The sequence below is a fragment of the Deltaproteobacteria bacterium genome (genome assembly GCA_018668695.1).
GTDB lineage: Bacteria > Myxococcota > XYA12-FULL-58-9 > XYA12-FULL-58-9 > JABJBS01 > JABJBS01.
The window spans coordinates 1-13,852 of the sequence record JABJBS010000378.1; the positions used below are offsets into that span (position 1 = coordinate 1).

Below are 13,852 nucleotides of genomic sequence, written 5' to 3' on the forward strand. Positions count from 1 at the left end.
CTCAGGATACTTCTTCAAGCGGCCCACAATCGCTTCATCGGGCACGTCGCTAAAGGCCTCACGAGCAACATTTAGAATTTCTTCCGTTCGCGCTAAAACATAGGGGGAAGTGCATTGATAAACCGTTATTTTCATTTCCACGAATACACCCGGATGATGTTCACAAGCCTCCAGGCGCTTCCTTTCTTAACCTAATGAGTTGAGCAATCTTCTTTGACCGCGATGCAGATAAACTCGCTTACGCTTACTCTTCATCAACAGCGATGCTGCCTCAATATCCTCTGCGATGCCTCGTCTCATCAACACCGCAGCCATCACTGTAGCAGACCGGCCATGCCCACGGGCACAGTGAATCAGCACAGGGCCTCGGTGCAAAGAGACAGCCTCTACCAGTTCTCTAAATGCTTGCTCATCGGGTGCTTGACCATCAAGTGTTGGTAAACACATATAATCGGGTTCACCTGGTAAGTGTCTAATCATAGCCGACTCCGCCGTCAGATCGACGACCAGCTCGATGCCCGGGGGAACTTCCCGAGCCAATAATCTACGCCCCAGCCACAAGCCAGGACTTATCTCATTGACTCCCTCGCGCCCCGACCAGCGGTCAAGCGCAACGATGATTCGATACTCCCAAATCCAAGGTGTATGTATGAATCTATTGAGAAGAGGTATATTACCCGTTGAATCTTTCCCGAAAGTTTTGGGTCCGATCCAAAGATAGCTTAGACCGCATAGCAACATAGACAACAAACACCAGCCCGCCAGAACCCACCACTGCCCAAGACCCAGCAAAACCAAAATCAATATTTCCGGCAGGTAGTATTTCATGAACTCTCAAGATAAGTGAATTTAAATGGGGTTCTCATAGCCGCAGAAATCAAACATTCTTGAAATCTCAAACTGCGCCAACATCATGCTTGCTTAAGATCACAGCAGAAATCATCGCGACCATCTTATCGTTAGCGTCTTGCGACAAGACTGCGACTCGTACATACCGCGTGGGATCACTTAACCCTTGATGCCCTATATCTCGGCACAAAAGTTTGCGGTTTACCATCTCATCCAAAAATTCGGCTGCAGTCCACCCCGTTTTCTTGAGGTCTAAGAGCAGACAATTGATATTCGAAGGCATCACACGCAAGCCAGGTAAGGACCGAAGCTTCCCTGAGAAACCCTCGCGCAGACGATGGGTCTCTTCAACCCGATCCAGATAGTAGTCCTCTGCTTCAAAAGCCGCAATGGCTGCCATTTGGCCCGGCGTAGACACAATATACGGCGGCGTCTCGATTTGAAACTGCTTGGCAACGGACACTGCCGCTACGGCATAACCTATACGCATTCCGCTGAGTGCATAAAACTTAGAGACCGACTTAAGAACCATTAGGTTCGGATACTGTTCAACACAGCTCTCGATGCTGTTTCCTTTGCCAATGTAATCGATATAAGTCTCATCAACCACGATGCTCATCTGCCCTATGCTATCAAGCAAGCGAATCATTTTATCTTTGGGCAATGCAAAACCCGTTGGGTTGCATGGATTAACCAAACAAATCGCACTTGCTTTGGATGCTTTCGCAAATTTGGCCAGAGCATCCACATCGAGAATAAAATCAGATTCATCCGTATAGAATGGAAGAACTTCGCGGCCATGGAGGTTCGTTAAGACGTGGCGATATTCTGCATAACTTGGCTGTGGAATCACAATCGGTCCCTCGCCTGCAAGAAATTTCGGGACCACCCGGAAGATAAGATCTGAAGAGCCACAGCCCAAGACGATTTGTGATGCTTGAATATTGCGACTGGCCGCAATGGCATCTCGAAGACCTTCTGCATGAACCGGCGGTGAGGTACGCGCGCACCAAGCTAAATTGTCACTCAGTTTCTTCAAGACCGCTGGTGCTGGAGGATACCAAGCATCCAAAACATCAGCCGCCAAAACCTCGTCGAGCGCTTCAAGCTTCGTAAAATCTTGCCCGACGGTATCGTAAACACGTCCACCGTGGGGACAGGTTTCTAACTCTTTAGGTGCTTGGGTCGGGTTAGGCACACCCACTCGCTTCACTCCGGCGCGCTCTGAATCCACATCTTCTTTATTCAGGTCAGCTGGGTTACGTACGGTGCTGGTCATCGGTTACTCCTACCTTTAGTACAGCACTATCCATGCCAACGCGTCCACAAAAAAAATCATTCAATTCGCATACTTATGAATACATCTCCGCTAAATAATGGCTGATTTTTCGCCGATTATCCATTGCCCACCAGAAAAGTGGTTGGAGCGCCATTTTGTGAATTCCGCACCCTATTTAGACCGGTTGGTGCCCGCCCCGAAAAAGAATCCATTTCGTTCAGCATTCGGACTTTAGTAAGCTCAAACCAAGGCTTTCGCGAGAGAGGAACCAGGAACCGATGAGCCCGAAACAAACAGACAACCCACTTGTAACTCTAAGAGTTTGGGTGGGCGGCACCCTCGTAATGCTGGTGAGTCTTATCTTTAGTTTCTGGTTCATTCCCGTAGCGGGTCTGGGTTTTAAGAGATTAGCCCGTAAACTTCACCCGCTCTGGGCCCGCGCCACCGTCGCTTGCCTAGGCGCCAAGCTTACATCCCATGGTCTTCAGCATTTACCTTCAAATGGTTTTATCGCAGCCGCCACACACCACTCTTTAATGGACACGTTCACGTATCCCGCAGTGATCGGCGCGGAAACTTGCTACCTTGGGAAAGAGGAGCTGAGTCGCCGTCCGATTTTTTCCCAATGTTTTCGGCTACTCGAAAATGTTTTTGTAGAGCGCGATGCTGGCGAAAAAGCTCTAGAAAGGATTTTAGCACACATCCAGTCCTTACCGCCTACACATAACCTCTTCATTCACCCGGAAGGCACTCGAGGCCCTGAAGGGCGCGTGCGTCCGCTAACGCCGGGTATCATCAAGCTTGCGATTGAAACTCAAAAACCCATCGTTCCCATGGTGTCCCTGGGCGGTGAAAAGCTATGGCCCAAGGGTGCACTCTTTCCCTTACCGGGTCCCGTCAGTATTGTTGTTGGAGAACCCATCGACACACGCAGTTGGAAGCTTGAAACCTATGGCACTCATCTTGATCACCTTCGAAAAACATTGGACCGGCTCATGAAATCTGGCGCTAACCTATGAGCCCGGATGTTTATACCTCTCTCAAAGCCGCATGCGCGCAGCTCGATACCCGCGACACCCGTTATCGTTTCGAACTGCTCCAAGACGTCCCGTGGGAAAGGCTCAATGAATCAGGTCAGCACCTCCCCGCCTCACTGCTTAAAAACACAGGCATCCAATACGACGCTCTCCAAACTAACCCAAAAGCTGAACAACTTTTTCAATGGAGCTGTGCCCTCGAATGGTGCTTGGTGTATCAAAGTATCTACAACGAGTGCCTTGCCTTCATCGACGACCAAGCATCAGAATTGGGGCCAATGCGCAGTATGCTTTTGCTCTACCAAGAGAAGCGGAAGCACCAAAACCTACTCTCCCTCTACGAAAAATATTTGCGCAGTATCAATCCATCCCAGGTCACAGCATTCGACAAACATTATGCGCTGCACAGCCCTCCTAAATTTCTCCAATTTTCTGCGTCCTCTGAAAAAGAAAAACACTTACAAACACTCCTGCAGATAATCCTGGTGATGGAATCAGGACTCCACTGGGCAGAGCAAGTTGCAAACCTGGAAGAAAAAGCAGCACCTGTTTGGCATCACCTACACCAAGCTCATGCTCGTGAGGTTGCCCAAGAACTGCTAACCCTGATCGCACACATTCAATGCATCGACTTCAGCGCAGAAGAGCGAAGCGAGCAAGCACAACTCTTCTGGACACAGTCTCAACAAACCGCACCTTCTTTGATTCCCGTTCAAGCAAGTGCTGCCTTGGTCGCCGAGCAGTACCCTGAGCTAAGGGAAAACCTTCGCTATGCCTCCAAAGCTGCTTACGAAATGGTCTCACACCATCCAGCCTTCGAAACCACACGAACCATCGCCCAAGGTCTCGATCTACTCGCTCAGGGTTTAGCCACAGCATCTGACCCGGCCCTTGATACAGTTCTTAACAGCTCACAAATCCATGGCGCGCCTTATAAAAATCCACCCTCGTTGCAAGAGACTTTGGTTGACCGATTTATCCAAACCATCACCGCAGAGCATGATGCCGGGCTCGTCTATCTACGTGACGACGGCTCGGAACTTCAAGAAAGTTATGCTGGCCTATTCCAGCGCTCCAAGCACGCACTCGATTACCTACGCAGCCAAGGCGCTGAGAAAAATCAAGCCGTGATCATCCAGATCAACCGGCCCGAGGATTTTGTGGCCTGCTTTTGGGGGGCGCTATTAGGTGGAATGATTCCAGTACCTCTTGCCAGCCTGATGACGATTGGGCGAGGTGGCAAAGAACTGGAAAAGACATTCCGTATTTACGAATTCCTTGAGAAGCCGCTTGTGATAACCGACTCCAGAACCAAATCTGCAATTGAAAAAAACCTCGATGCAGGCAGTGGTACGGTCATTCGGATGCAAACGACTGAGGCAATGAACGCCCACCGCGCCCAAAACGATGTGAAGCTTTCTCCATCGGGTCCCGAGGATACGGCATTCATCCAATTTAGCTCGGGAAGCACCGGTACGCCCAAAGGGGTATGCCTAAGTCACCAAAACTTACTCCATAATATTGTTTCAATCATCGAGCACCAGGATGGGAACCCCAGCAATTGCTTTGTGAGTTGGCTTCCTCTCTTTCACGATATGGGCATTATCGGATACCACCTCCTGCCAATCGTATTGCAGGCCAAACAGGTCTTGATGCAGCCGCGCCTCTTTATGAAACGTCCGCTGACCTGGCTTCAAGCGTTGGACCGTCACCAAGGCACCTGCACAGCGTCTCCCAATTTCGGACTGAGCAGGGTTCTTGCGAAAGTCACCCAAGACGATGTGCGTGAACTCGATCTCGCACCCATCCATTGCCTACTCAATGGTTCTGAGCCTATCTCATGGGATATATTGCAACAATTCACCACTTTGCTCGAACCCGCAAAGTTCTCTAAAACAGCGATGAGCCCCGGCTATGGATTGGCCGAAGGCAGTCTTTGCATCAGCGCCCGCCCCGCTCACACTCTTCCCCTCGTCCATCACGTCAACCGAAATACGCTGAACCGAAAAATGGCGGTTATTACCAGTGTGGAGCCAGCAACGAATTCTTTACCACTGGTTGAAGTGGGTACCGCTCTACCGGGGGTCTCCATTCGCATTGTAGACAATGATGACCAAGTTACCTCACCCGGGTTTGTGGGGCATATACAAATTCAGGGTGCTAATGTTACACAAGGCTATTATAAGTCTCCCGAGCTCAACGCGGAGACCTTCTGCGGCGAGTGGCTAAGGACCGGTGACCTCGGATATATTCTCGACGGGCGCCTTGTTATCACCGGACGCCACAAAGATATCATTTTCGTCCGAGGTCAAAACTTCTACGCCCACGATATTGAATCTTCTTTAAATGAACTGGAGTGGTTCGACTCCGGACGTGTCGCAGTCTTCGCAACCACCCACTCACGCGACGGCAGCGATTTAATCTGTCTTGCAGGTGTGTTTAAAAAAACGGAAACCACCCAGTCGGAAAAGTTTGACCTAACCCGCGCACATGTCGCAAAAACTTTCGCCATCCAATTGGATTGCATCATACCGGTCCGCGCCAATCAGATACCGAAAACCTCAAGCGGGAAAATACAACGCCACGTTCTTCAAGAGCGATTTAATCAAGGGGAATTTGATGACCAAGTAGACACGGGGCCAGTTGAACTCGACCTTCCATCGCTCAACACAATGGATGCCTCCTGCTCCGATGCACCCCAAACCGAACAGGCTGTAAGTGAGAACTCAGATAAGCTCATCAAGCTTCAAAACCTCGTTCAACAAACATGGGTTTCGATTCTTAAAGTGTCTGCCGACCGTGTGACATTAACCGAGGAGTTTGCAAGCCTTGGTGGAACGTCTTTACAGGCAGCGGAAATTCACGCGACCCTCGAAGACAAATTGGGCGATTACATCAGCCACGAGATGCTTACCGAGTCGAATACAGTGGAGGCCATGGCAGGCTATATTTACACCGAGTACCCTGAGCTTCTAAAGAATATTGCGTAAACTCAAACTCTATGCCGCAGGCTTTCGGCGTGGGGCCACATAAGGAGCATGACGAAGCGTTTGCTTATAGGAGCGGTCGTGAATGATATCTTGGAAAATGGGTTGTTCAAGCATCTTCACGTCGGGCACACAATGCGCGGCCACTGGAAAATACTTTCTGACCATCGCTTTCGCCGTCGCAATCCCAAGAAACTCGTTAAAGGTCTCTTCGAAGTTACTCCAGAAGGCATGAGAGCAGGCTCGCTTTTCAACGCTTGATATATCCAATGCGTCCAAATGAGCTGCGTCGGTAATGATATGTTGTTTTTCTTCTCGGGCGTGCGCACCGTGTGCGGCCAGCCATACCGGTTGTAAAATCCCCTCTTCCTCTTTCAGCTCTTGGTAAAGGTAAACCGTGTATTCTTCAAAAAGAAGTGTCTTGATCCAAAAGAAATAGTGTTGGACCGATGCGCTTGGATAGTTGTCTTTCGTGTAGGGGTGAGGCTTGTACCCCGTAAATAACTCATCGAATTTGGCGACCCAATCCGGCTTGCTGGCACGAAGAAAATCTGCATACCGGCGAAAGAGTTCCATGTGTTTCACTTCCTCTTGGTAGAGAAGCAATGCACTGCGATTCGGTCCAAGAGAGGAATGCTCGTCATCAACGAAATCCAGTAAATAACTTTCGAGAATATAAAAGGCTTCGGAAACCTCGATGCCCACCGCCCATTGAAAGAGTTCGAATGCCTCGGGATGCTTCTTCAGGCCTTGGTAGTTCACGCCTAATTTTTCACAGAAATTCGGACCAAAGTGCTCACCCGCTACGCTATTTTGTTCCCACGGAATATCCTTGTCCAAATCGAACCGGTAATTCACGTTTCGCCCGTCGAGCTTGCTGAACACTTTTTCTGAATTGTTGTACGTCATCGCCTATCCTTTGGTCGATCATAGCAGCAAAAACGAGGGCAATTCCCACCGAATCGAAAAAACCTCAAAGAAGGGACAAAACACAACAATTACAAGGTGGTAGGCAAGCGCCGGTGACCCCGAGAGCTATTCCATTGCTTCCACTCCAACGATTTTATCGGTATTTCCGCCAGTGCTCTACGCATCCACGACGGAGCTACCCGAAGCCGTGAATCATCTTGCCGAAACTCTATTTCTAACACACTCAGCATTCGCAAAACGAGACAAGTTACACTGCACCGCTAAACTTGCGCTCATATACCGTAGCGTGGCAATCTTTTTGAAACTAAACCGCTGATTCGGAGACATCGATGTTTAGCTTAAAACGGCTCGATAAGAACCGAGAGTATATCTACCACCTGCTAAACCGGATGAAGAAATTCAACTGTCCGGTGAGCATTCACTGTGAGTTCGATATCACAGATACCATGCAAGCGATTGAAGAGCGCCGGGCTCAAGGACGCCCCATTGGATTTATGGCATACCTAACCAAAGCAACCGCCGATGCAATCGCCATTCACCCCCATTTTAACAACCGGCTCTACCACACTCTTTTCGGTAAACGGGTTGTTGTTTATGAACAGATTAATTGCGGTTTACTGGTGGAAAGAGAAACCCCCGAGGGTAAACACACTCTCCTCCCCCTCAACATTTACGATGCCCCCAATCAATCGGTTGAGGATATCCACAATCGAATCAAAGACTACAAAACGAAGCCCATTGAAGAGATCAAGGCGTTTCAGCAGCTCAGCAAACTTGACCGTATTCCTCGCTGGGTCATCCCCATCATTCACTTTATGATGCGCACTCAGCCTGGTTATAACGGCAAGGTAGGAAACACCTATGCTATCTCTTCCGTCCTCCAAAGAAATGGAGCGGCGGTTGGCGTATCGGCGCCGGCATACAAAACCACTTTTTTCCCGATTAATATCATCGACAAGCCAGTGGTTTACCAAGGTGAAATCGCAGTCAGAACAATGTTGCAGATGATGATTTCAGTGGATCATTACTTAGCCGACGGAATGGATGTCCTGCGGGCTTCTGGGACCTTAAAAGAGTTTCTAGAAAACCCCGAGACACTTCTAGGTAAAGCCTAAAGACCATTTCCGCATAATCTTTGTAACCAGAGGCTGCCTCTTCAAACACTGACCTCTGAGTATCTTAATTCGTTTGAATCCCATAAAACCTATAAAGCATGATGTCGTCGACGCGAGAGATATTAAAACTCTGTGCGACCTTGGCTGCGATATCACGATAGCCCGTCCGCGGTAGCCTGAACCCACGTTCCGTGTGGGCACTCAGATACCAATGGCCCGGAAGCCCCCCTGCATCTACATAGTAAGCCTCATACCGCGAGATAACTTTCCCTGTTTCGCTGTGAATACGCGCAAACTCAGTGCGGCTTCGGTCTTTGAGAACCCTATGAACCAGGAAAAACCTATCTTTCTCTAAATTTTGAACCGGACCGGTAAAGTTGTTTACCAATTTTGGTGACTGCTTGGACAAATCTGCCAAAAGTAGGCCGCCTATGGCCCTTATCGATTTTTCAATCGTAACGCCCATCAGAGACTGCAAAGAGCTCTCACGGCTATCCCAGTTTGGTACATCCATTGCTCGTAAATTTGTTTCACTGCGGCGATAACTTACTGGCGTTTCTCCCACTAAGTCACCTTTAGAGTTGTAAATTTTAAGCAGGACCACACATAGGCCATAATCCTTCGAAAACTGTACACGACTTGTTCCAAAGAGGGGCAATACTGCGACGCCTTGATGAGTCTCGTAGTTGATACCTGTGTAATGCAGAATTTCAGCATCGACCCTGTAAGACATCGTACCTTGAGGATTGTGTAACCCAGATTGGGAAAGAGAATCTTTGAAACGACTTCTAAAAGCTTCCGTTAAGGAGGGGCCTATTGACCGCCCCGGGTAATACTTAGTTCCCCGCCTAAATTCTCGCCACCCGAGAAGAAGAAAACTTCCTCCGGCAGGCTTTTTAAGGTCTTGGCCACTCACCTCTTCACTTGGGCGCTTGTCTACAACTTCACCGAGCTTAACTTGAACCTGCGTATTTTGGACGATGGGTTGAAAATAATATTTATCACCCGGCACGACCAACTGCATTCTTGGATGGGCGCAACCTACAAAAATCATGGTCAACAAAGTGAGAAAGAAAAATCTCAACATCACGAACCTCTCATTTGATTTAAAAAGCCTTCGTCCCGAACCAATTCATCAACCAGGGCTTTCGCCATGACCTCGAATCCATCCAATGGCAAAACCATCGCCTCGATATTCCAATCTAGTTTTATTTTGAAACTAGACTTTAGAGAATAAAGCTTCTGGTTCGTGTCCGCGCTATAAATATGAGCCTCATAGTCTCCAAGTAATGCGTCAAAACCTTCAACGTGTCTGGCGTAGGTTAGAGACATTAAATCAAGTCGAAGAACAAGAAGCCCCTTAGGAAAGACTCCCTCGCCGTTGACGGCGTCGCCAAGGTCGCTGGCATCTCGATACGCTCTGAGACCAGCTGCCTTAAATTGCTTAGGCAATGCATCGGCAATTAGCTGGCCTGGTTTTGCAAGGTGATACACTTCGACCAAGGGAGACTCAGCAAAGCCTTCGTCTTGATAGAGTGCACCCAACGGCGGAATACTCTGGTCATTCACTTGTCCCACCACGAGGACTCGAGAAGAACCACTCTTGGCCATAGACGCTTTATTCTTATCCCAGGTGGTTAAGTCGGCTGCGCGGTAATCTGTATGACCGTGCGGTCTCCAAGATGCTATGTTGGCACAACCAGAGTTGAAGACGAGGAACAACGAGACAACGATGAGGGTAATGTTTTTCATTTTCGTGGTAACTCATTCAAGGGCCGATAAGGTAATTTAAGACCCTTGCATTTACCCTTCCCTGGATCTGGACAAATCTTCTCAATGGCCTCGTAGGTACCTTGGGCGCCATAAGACTCACCCAAAGTTTGGCTCATCTTCGTAACATACACATTGTAGACCTTGTTATCGTAAGCACTTTCCTGCTGATAAGAGGTACTCGTCATCGTAGACTGAGAAAGCCGGTCACGCTCAATCCCCCACGACGGCCCGGCCGGCGCAGGAACAGGCTTATAAGCTGTTGTTTTGAGACAACCAGGCAAGGTGACCCCCAAAACAAATACAGCGCACGCAAGTAAAACAGAACGCATTGGATTCTCCCACCATGAAGCGTCGTATAGAGCAGGCTAGAAATCACGATTTTATTGGAATGGACAAGGAAAACACCGACGTATTCCTGATTTTTTGAGCCTAAAAGGCGGTTCGCTCCTAAAACCAACGGGTAGCCCAAATAAACACGGCCCTCATTCCCCTGGTAACTCACTCGCCTTTTGAACAACCACGCGCCGAGAACCACTGAACTCTGTAAGCGTCCATATATCGCTGCCTGCCTGAGTACCGGAGATGGTCATATCCTCGGTACCGCTCCAGCGTTCCCATTTTATATCGCCATCGTTCCACGACGGATTATAAGCATTTTCGCCGCAATCGGCGTAATCAGAGTCATTGAACTCAACATAATGAATATGGGATCCTGTTGGTGTGACCGCATAGGAAGTCGAAATCCACAAATGGGTTCCATTTGAAGCCACCCCTTGCATCTCAGAAAAAAACGGGCCGCAAGTACGGTAATCTCGCACCCTTTTCGCACCATCGGCAAAGTGTTCTTTGTCGTCTTCAGAAGGCGGAACGTACCAGGTTAATGCAGTGTCCGTGTAATCTCGAATAATTTCCCCTCCCTCATTGGCAGCTATACCACTCGGAGCTTCGGGCATTTCTGGTAGATTCTTACAGTGGTCGGCATCGCTGTGGTAATAAGCATTCAAGCTATTTTTATTTTTACAGTGAAAGAAACTGCCGCCCAATAACCTTTCTCTGCCTGGATCCCATGAGAGAAATGAGGGCTTAAATGGGACGTAATATTTATGAGACCGGCGCCACACATAGCCATATCCAAAATATTTAGAGGGGTCGCTGACCTCGTAAACTTCGCTCAGCGGAAATACATGAATAGGCCAGTACCATTTTGAAACACCATCAGAGTCAATCTGCTCCACTGGGTTGTGCGAATCGGGAATATGGAATTCTTGATTATTCGGATGATAAGCAATTCCGCCCACATGCACTTCACCTAGAAATGACTCCAAGCAATCATCTCCTCCAAGCGCGCAAGGAGATCCGTATTCATCAGTCAACATAACATGCCGATAACGAACATCGGTGGTGTCGGTCACCCGAACCAGTGAAACCCGAGGGCCATTACCGGCCGCCAGCACGCCGAAATCAGTGTTTGAATCGCGTTCATTTCGCCATCGCGAATACCAACTGACCAATAACCAATCATGCGATGCGGTACTAAACTGAGCAATGCCTTGGGGCCGAAACTTTGCAGTTGTGTTATCGTCGGATTGCCATTCGAATCCAAAATGAATACCTGCTCCGTCTACGCTTCCCCAAGAAGTAGACTCCGATGCTGCATTGCGGTTCAAGCTCACTTCTTCCACCGACGTGGCAACCTGGTCTGATGCTCCGATAGGAACCTTCTTTTTCATCTGAGTTGCGAAATGACGGTCGGATTCATTGATAGAGAGCGTGTAGAGAGATTCGAACGATTCAATGGTATTACCGGGCCCAACTTCCACGGTCGCACTAAGATTAGGCGAGCAAATATCATTCGTGATTGTGGTACCGGAGCTGGCTAATATTGAATCCTTACCTTCTTGTATTTTTGCCTCTTCAAAGGCTTGAGCAGGTATCACCTGCCCGTTGGAGTCTATTTCTGAATCGCCTGAGAGGTTCGGCACACACAAGCTGGTCTCGAAATCATAGAGAGTCCCTACTCCGCAGTAACCTTCAGGCTCGGGCAAAACATCTGGCCCTGAAGAAACAGGCTCCTTACAGGCCACAAGTCCTAAGGCTATCAATGGCAATAATAGAGTACCAAAACAATTCCGGTTCATACGAAGCCTCAACATGTAGACTCATCTTAAAAGCAAGATTAGAAATTAGAGTATCGTACTTAACCCATTTGGACGCTACCAAATGGACTCTCAATTTCCCCGAAAAGCTCTCAAGATCTCATCCCAAGTCAGGCCTTTTGACTAATCCTCTACTGGCTGCGTCCATTCCATCTCACCGGCCACACCCACAAGCCAAGGGTTGTATCGCTTATCACCGGATGCGCTTCCAAAGAAGGATAAGACCGTAGCCCGTACTCTGTTGTGAAGCATGGCGCGGTCACCAAAAGGGGCCCCGCAGTCTTCGTAGTCCAACCCGAATTCACAAACACTTGAAAATGCCTGGTGTCCGGCTTCCGGCAGCACACCCATGTATCGGATTGGAGTTTTGAGCCGGGAGTAAATCGCATCAATTTGGTATTCAATATTGCATGTGCTGTCCATGCCGCCACCGAGAATCAATGTTGGTACCGTGATATCTTGTAAGCCGCCGGCCAGCGCTTCAAACCCACATGGAGCCATGGGCGCCGTTGCCCAGACGCGTTCGTCGTTCCAAGTAAATACACTCCCGGGATTATCGGCTCCCCACTGAGACACACCGTCACAAAGCCACGAGTACCCCAGGTCACACATTTCTTGCGTGACCACTGGGTCGATGGATGTGCCTGCGACGACAAGCGCCGTATAGCCGCCAAACGAATGACCGACCACCCCGAAGCCATCTGCCTCATCAACACAACCGGCCAGAAGGCCGTCTACTGCACCCAGCTGAGCGACCGCAGAATCGAAAGCCATAGAAACTTCTACTGGGCGCCTAAAAATCACGCGGCCCAAGGCATCATCGACCATATTCAGGACATTATTCTCAAGATGACTTACGCCCACCACAACATAACCATGGCTTGCTAGGTACTCTGTAAGAAACGGAGCCTGCATATTTATGCCACCGTTGCCGTGGCTATAAACCACCATTTTTCTCATAACGGCACAATCAGGTGTTGATAGCTCTTTGGCCCCACTGGCGAATGCACCTAAATAACTGTAGTCAGCTCCGTCATCAGCCTGCGAGGGATACCAAACCAGTAAGTCTGAATCCTCACCATCCGGACCCACACCCGTAATCTCAGTAACACCTACGCTCCAGGCACCCATGGCTTCGGGCGTGTAAGCCAAAGGCTCTTGCTCTTCTATTTGGGTTACTTGTTCGGGTTCATCGGACACGGTTGCATCACTGCAGGCGGTCATGCCTAGAAGCACGCAAGCAAATAAGGTCTGGGCTGCAATTCGATATAGATAGTTGGTAGATTCAAACACTTTGGGGGCTCCTGGTTTAACCAAACTTCGAGCTTTAGGGCAAAAGAAGTTGGGGAATGGATATGAGAGCTACCAAACACGGGCAAATGAATTGTACAAGCCAAAGGTCATCACAAAAGAAAGCTAAATTTCCAAAACAGGCCGAGAATCTCGTCAACTCCACACAATCTTCATTTTAAGGCCTTTGTGTTGAGAAAATAGCTATACAACGCCGCAAATCCTGTAAGCGGAACACCTAGCCCTGGGGATATCTGAGTTAAGATTTACGGTTCCGGCGTTGCCAAGCTAAGCTTCTTACTTTTTGAGAATCGCTTACTCAGCGTTATGAAGAAGCGTCAATCTGGCCCAGTTGAGAGCCTTTTGCTCCAGCTTGCCTAACTTCTTTTCTCCATCAAGTAATCCAACCACCTGCGCGGCCTGACCTTCAATCGCC

General features: G+C 48.9%; 11 protein-coding genes. 3 read left to right on the forward strand and 8 right to left on the reverse strand.

Going from position 1 to position 13,852, the window contains the following annotated elements; genetic code table 11:
* Nucleotides 1-186: 186 nt before the first annotated feature.
* On the reverse strand, nucleotides 187-828 hold the full coding sequence (locus HOK28_22035) for a hypothetical protein (GenBank protein MBT6435787.1): 642 nt from the start codon (nucleotides 826-828) through the stop codon (nucleotides 187-189).
* 67 nt (nucleotides 829-895) lie between these two features.
* On the reverse strand, nucleotides 896-2,128 hold the full coding sequence (locus HOK28_22040; protein ID MBT6435788.1) for a histidinol-phosphate aminotransferase family protein: 1,233 nt from the start codon (nucleotides 2,126-2,128) through the stop codon (nucleotides 896-898).
* 278 nt (nucleotides 2,129-2,406) lie between these two features.
* Between HOK28_22040 and HOK28_22045 the strand changes: the two genes are divergently transcribed.
* Both HOK28_22045 and HOK28_22050 read left to right on the forward strand, forming a co-directional pair.
* Nucleotides 2,407-3,147 carry a 1-acyl-sn-glycerol-3-phosphate acyltransferase gene (locus HOK28_22045; protein MBT6435789.1) on the forward strand — a complete coding sequence of 247 codons (741 nt, stop codon included), beginning with the start codon at nucleotides 2,407-2,409 and terminating at the stop codon, nucleotides 3,145-3,147.
* On the forward strand, nucleotides 3,144-6,155 hold the full coding sequence (locus HOK28_22050; protein MBT6435790.1) for a non-ribosomal peptide synthetase: 3,012 nt from the start codon (nucleotides 3,144-3,146) through the stop codon (nucleotides 6,153-6,155). Before HOK28_22045 ends, HOK28_22050 begins: the two co-directional genes overlap by 4 nt.
* A 9-nt stretch (nucleotides 6,156-6,164) precedes the next feature.
* Here HOK28_22050 and HOK28_22055 read toward each other — a convergent pair whose 3' ends face one another.
* Nucleotides 6,165-7,061, reverse strand: a complete 897-nt coding sequence (locus tag HOK28_22055) for a hypothetical protein (GenBank protein ID MBT6435791.1) — start codon at nucleotides 7,059-7,061, stop codon at nucleotides 6,165-6,167.
* Nucleotides 7,062-7,411: 350 nt separating this feature from the next.
* Between HOK28_22055 and HOK28_22060 the strand changes: the two genes are divergently transcribed.
* Nucleotides 7,412-8,197 (forward strand): hypothetical protein, encoded by a 786-nt coding sequence (locus HOK28_22060; protein MBT6435792.1) that lies wholly within the window; start codon nucleotides 7,412-7,414, stop codon nucleotides 8,195-8,197.
* A gap of 64 nt (nucleotides 8,198-8,261) precedes the next feature.
* Here the strand turns inward: HOK28_22060 and HOK28_22065 are convergent, their stop codons facing one another.
* From HOK28_22065 to HOK28_22085, 5 genes are all read right to left on the reverse strand, one after another.
* Nucleotides 8,262-9,287, reverse strand: coding sequence for a hypothetical protein (locus tag HOK28_22065; protein ID MBT6435793.1), 1,026 nt, complete (start codon nucleotides 9,285-9,287; stop codon nucleotides 8,262-8,264).
* A complete protein-coding gene (locus HOK28_22070) occupies nucleotides 9,284-9,949 on the reverse strand; it encodes a hypothetical protein (GenBank protein ID MBT6435794.1) in 666 nt (221 codons plus the stop codon). The genes HOK28_22065 and HOK28_22070 overlap by 4 nt, the downstream gene beginning before the upstream one ends.
* Nucleotides 9,946-10,299, reverse strand: a complete 354-nt coding sequence (locus HOK28_22075) for a hypothetical protein (GenBank protein MBT6435795.1) — start codon at nucleotides 10,297-10,299, stop codon at nucleotides 9,946-9,948. Before HOK28_22075 ends, HOK28_22070 begins: the two co-directional genes overlap by 4 nt.
* Nucleotides 10,300-10,452: 153 nt before the next feature.
* On the reverse strand, nucleotides 10,453-12,108 hold the full coding sequence (locus HOK28_22080) for a hypothetical protein (GenBank protein MBT6435796.1): 1,656 nt from the start codon (nucleotides 12,106-12,108) through the stop codon (nucleotides 10,453-10,455).
* Nucleotides 12,109-12,249: 141 nt separating this feature from the next.
* Nucleotides 12,250-13,419 carry a hypothetical protein gene (locus HOK28_22085; protein ID MBT6435797.1) on the reverse strand — a complete coding sequence of 390 codons (1,170 nt, stop codon included), beginning with the start codon at nucleotides 13,417-13,419 and terminating at the stop codon, nucleotides 12,250-12,252.
* Nucleotides 13,420-13,852: the final 433 nt, after the last annotated feature.

What these genes read in the sequence shown, in the direction of transcription:
- HOK28_22035 (MBT6435787.1), bottom strand. Translation starts at nt 828, where the DNA reads ATGAAATACTACCTGCCGGAAATATTGATTTTGGTTTTGCTGGGTCTT.
- HOK28_22040 (MBT6435788.1), bottom strand. Translation starts at nt 2,128, where the DNA reads ATGACCAGCACCGTACGTAACCCAGCTGACCTGAATAAAGAAGATGTG.
- HOK28_22045 (MBT6435789.1), top strand. Translation starts at nt 2,407, where the DNA reads ATGAGCCCGAAACAAACAGACAACCCACTTGTAACTCTAAGAGTTTGG.
- HOK28_22050 (MBT6435790.1), top strand. Translation starts at nt 3,144, where the DNA reads ATGAGCCCGGATGTTTATACCTCTCTCAAAGCCGCATGCGCGCAGCTC.
- HOK28_22055 (MBT6435791.1), bottom strand. Translation starts at nt 7,061, where the DNA reads ATGACGTACAACAATTCAGAAAAAGTGTTCAGCAAGCTCGACGGGCGA.
- HOK28_22060 (MBT6435792.1), top strand. Translation starts at nt 7,412, where the DNA reads ATGTTTAGCTTAAAACGGCTCGATAAGAACCGAGAGTATATCTACCAC.
- HOK28_22070 (MBT6435794.1), bottom strand. Translation starts at nt 9,949, where the DNA reads ATGAAAAACATTACCCTCATCGTTGTCTCGTTGTTCCTCGTCTTCAAC.
- HOK28_22075 (MBT6435795.1), bottom strand. Translation starts at nt 10,299, where the DNA reads ATGCGTTCTGTTTTACTTGCGTGCGCTGTATTTGTTTTGGGGGTCACC.
- HOK28_22080 (MBT6435796.1), bottom strand. Translation starts at nt 12,108, where the DNA reads ATGAACCGGAATTGTTTTGGTACTCTATTATTGCCATTGATAGCCTTA.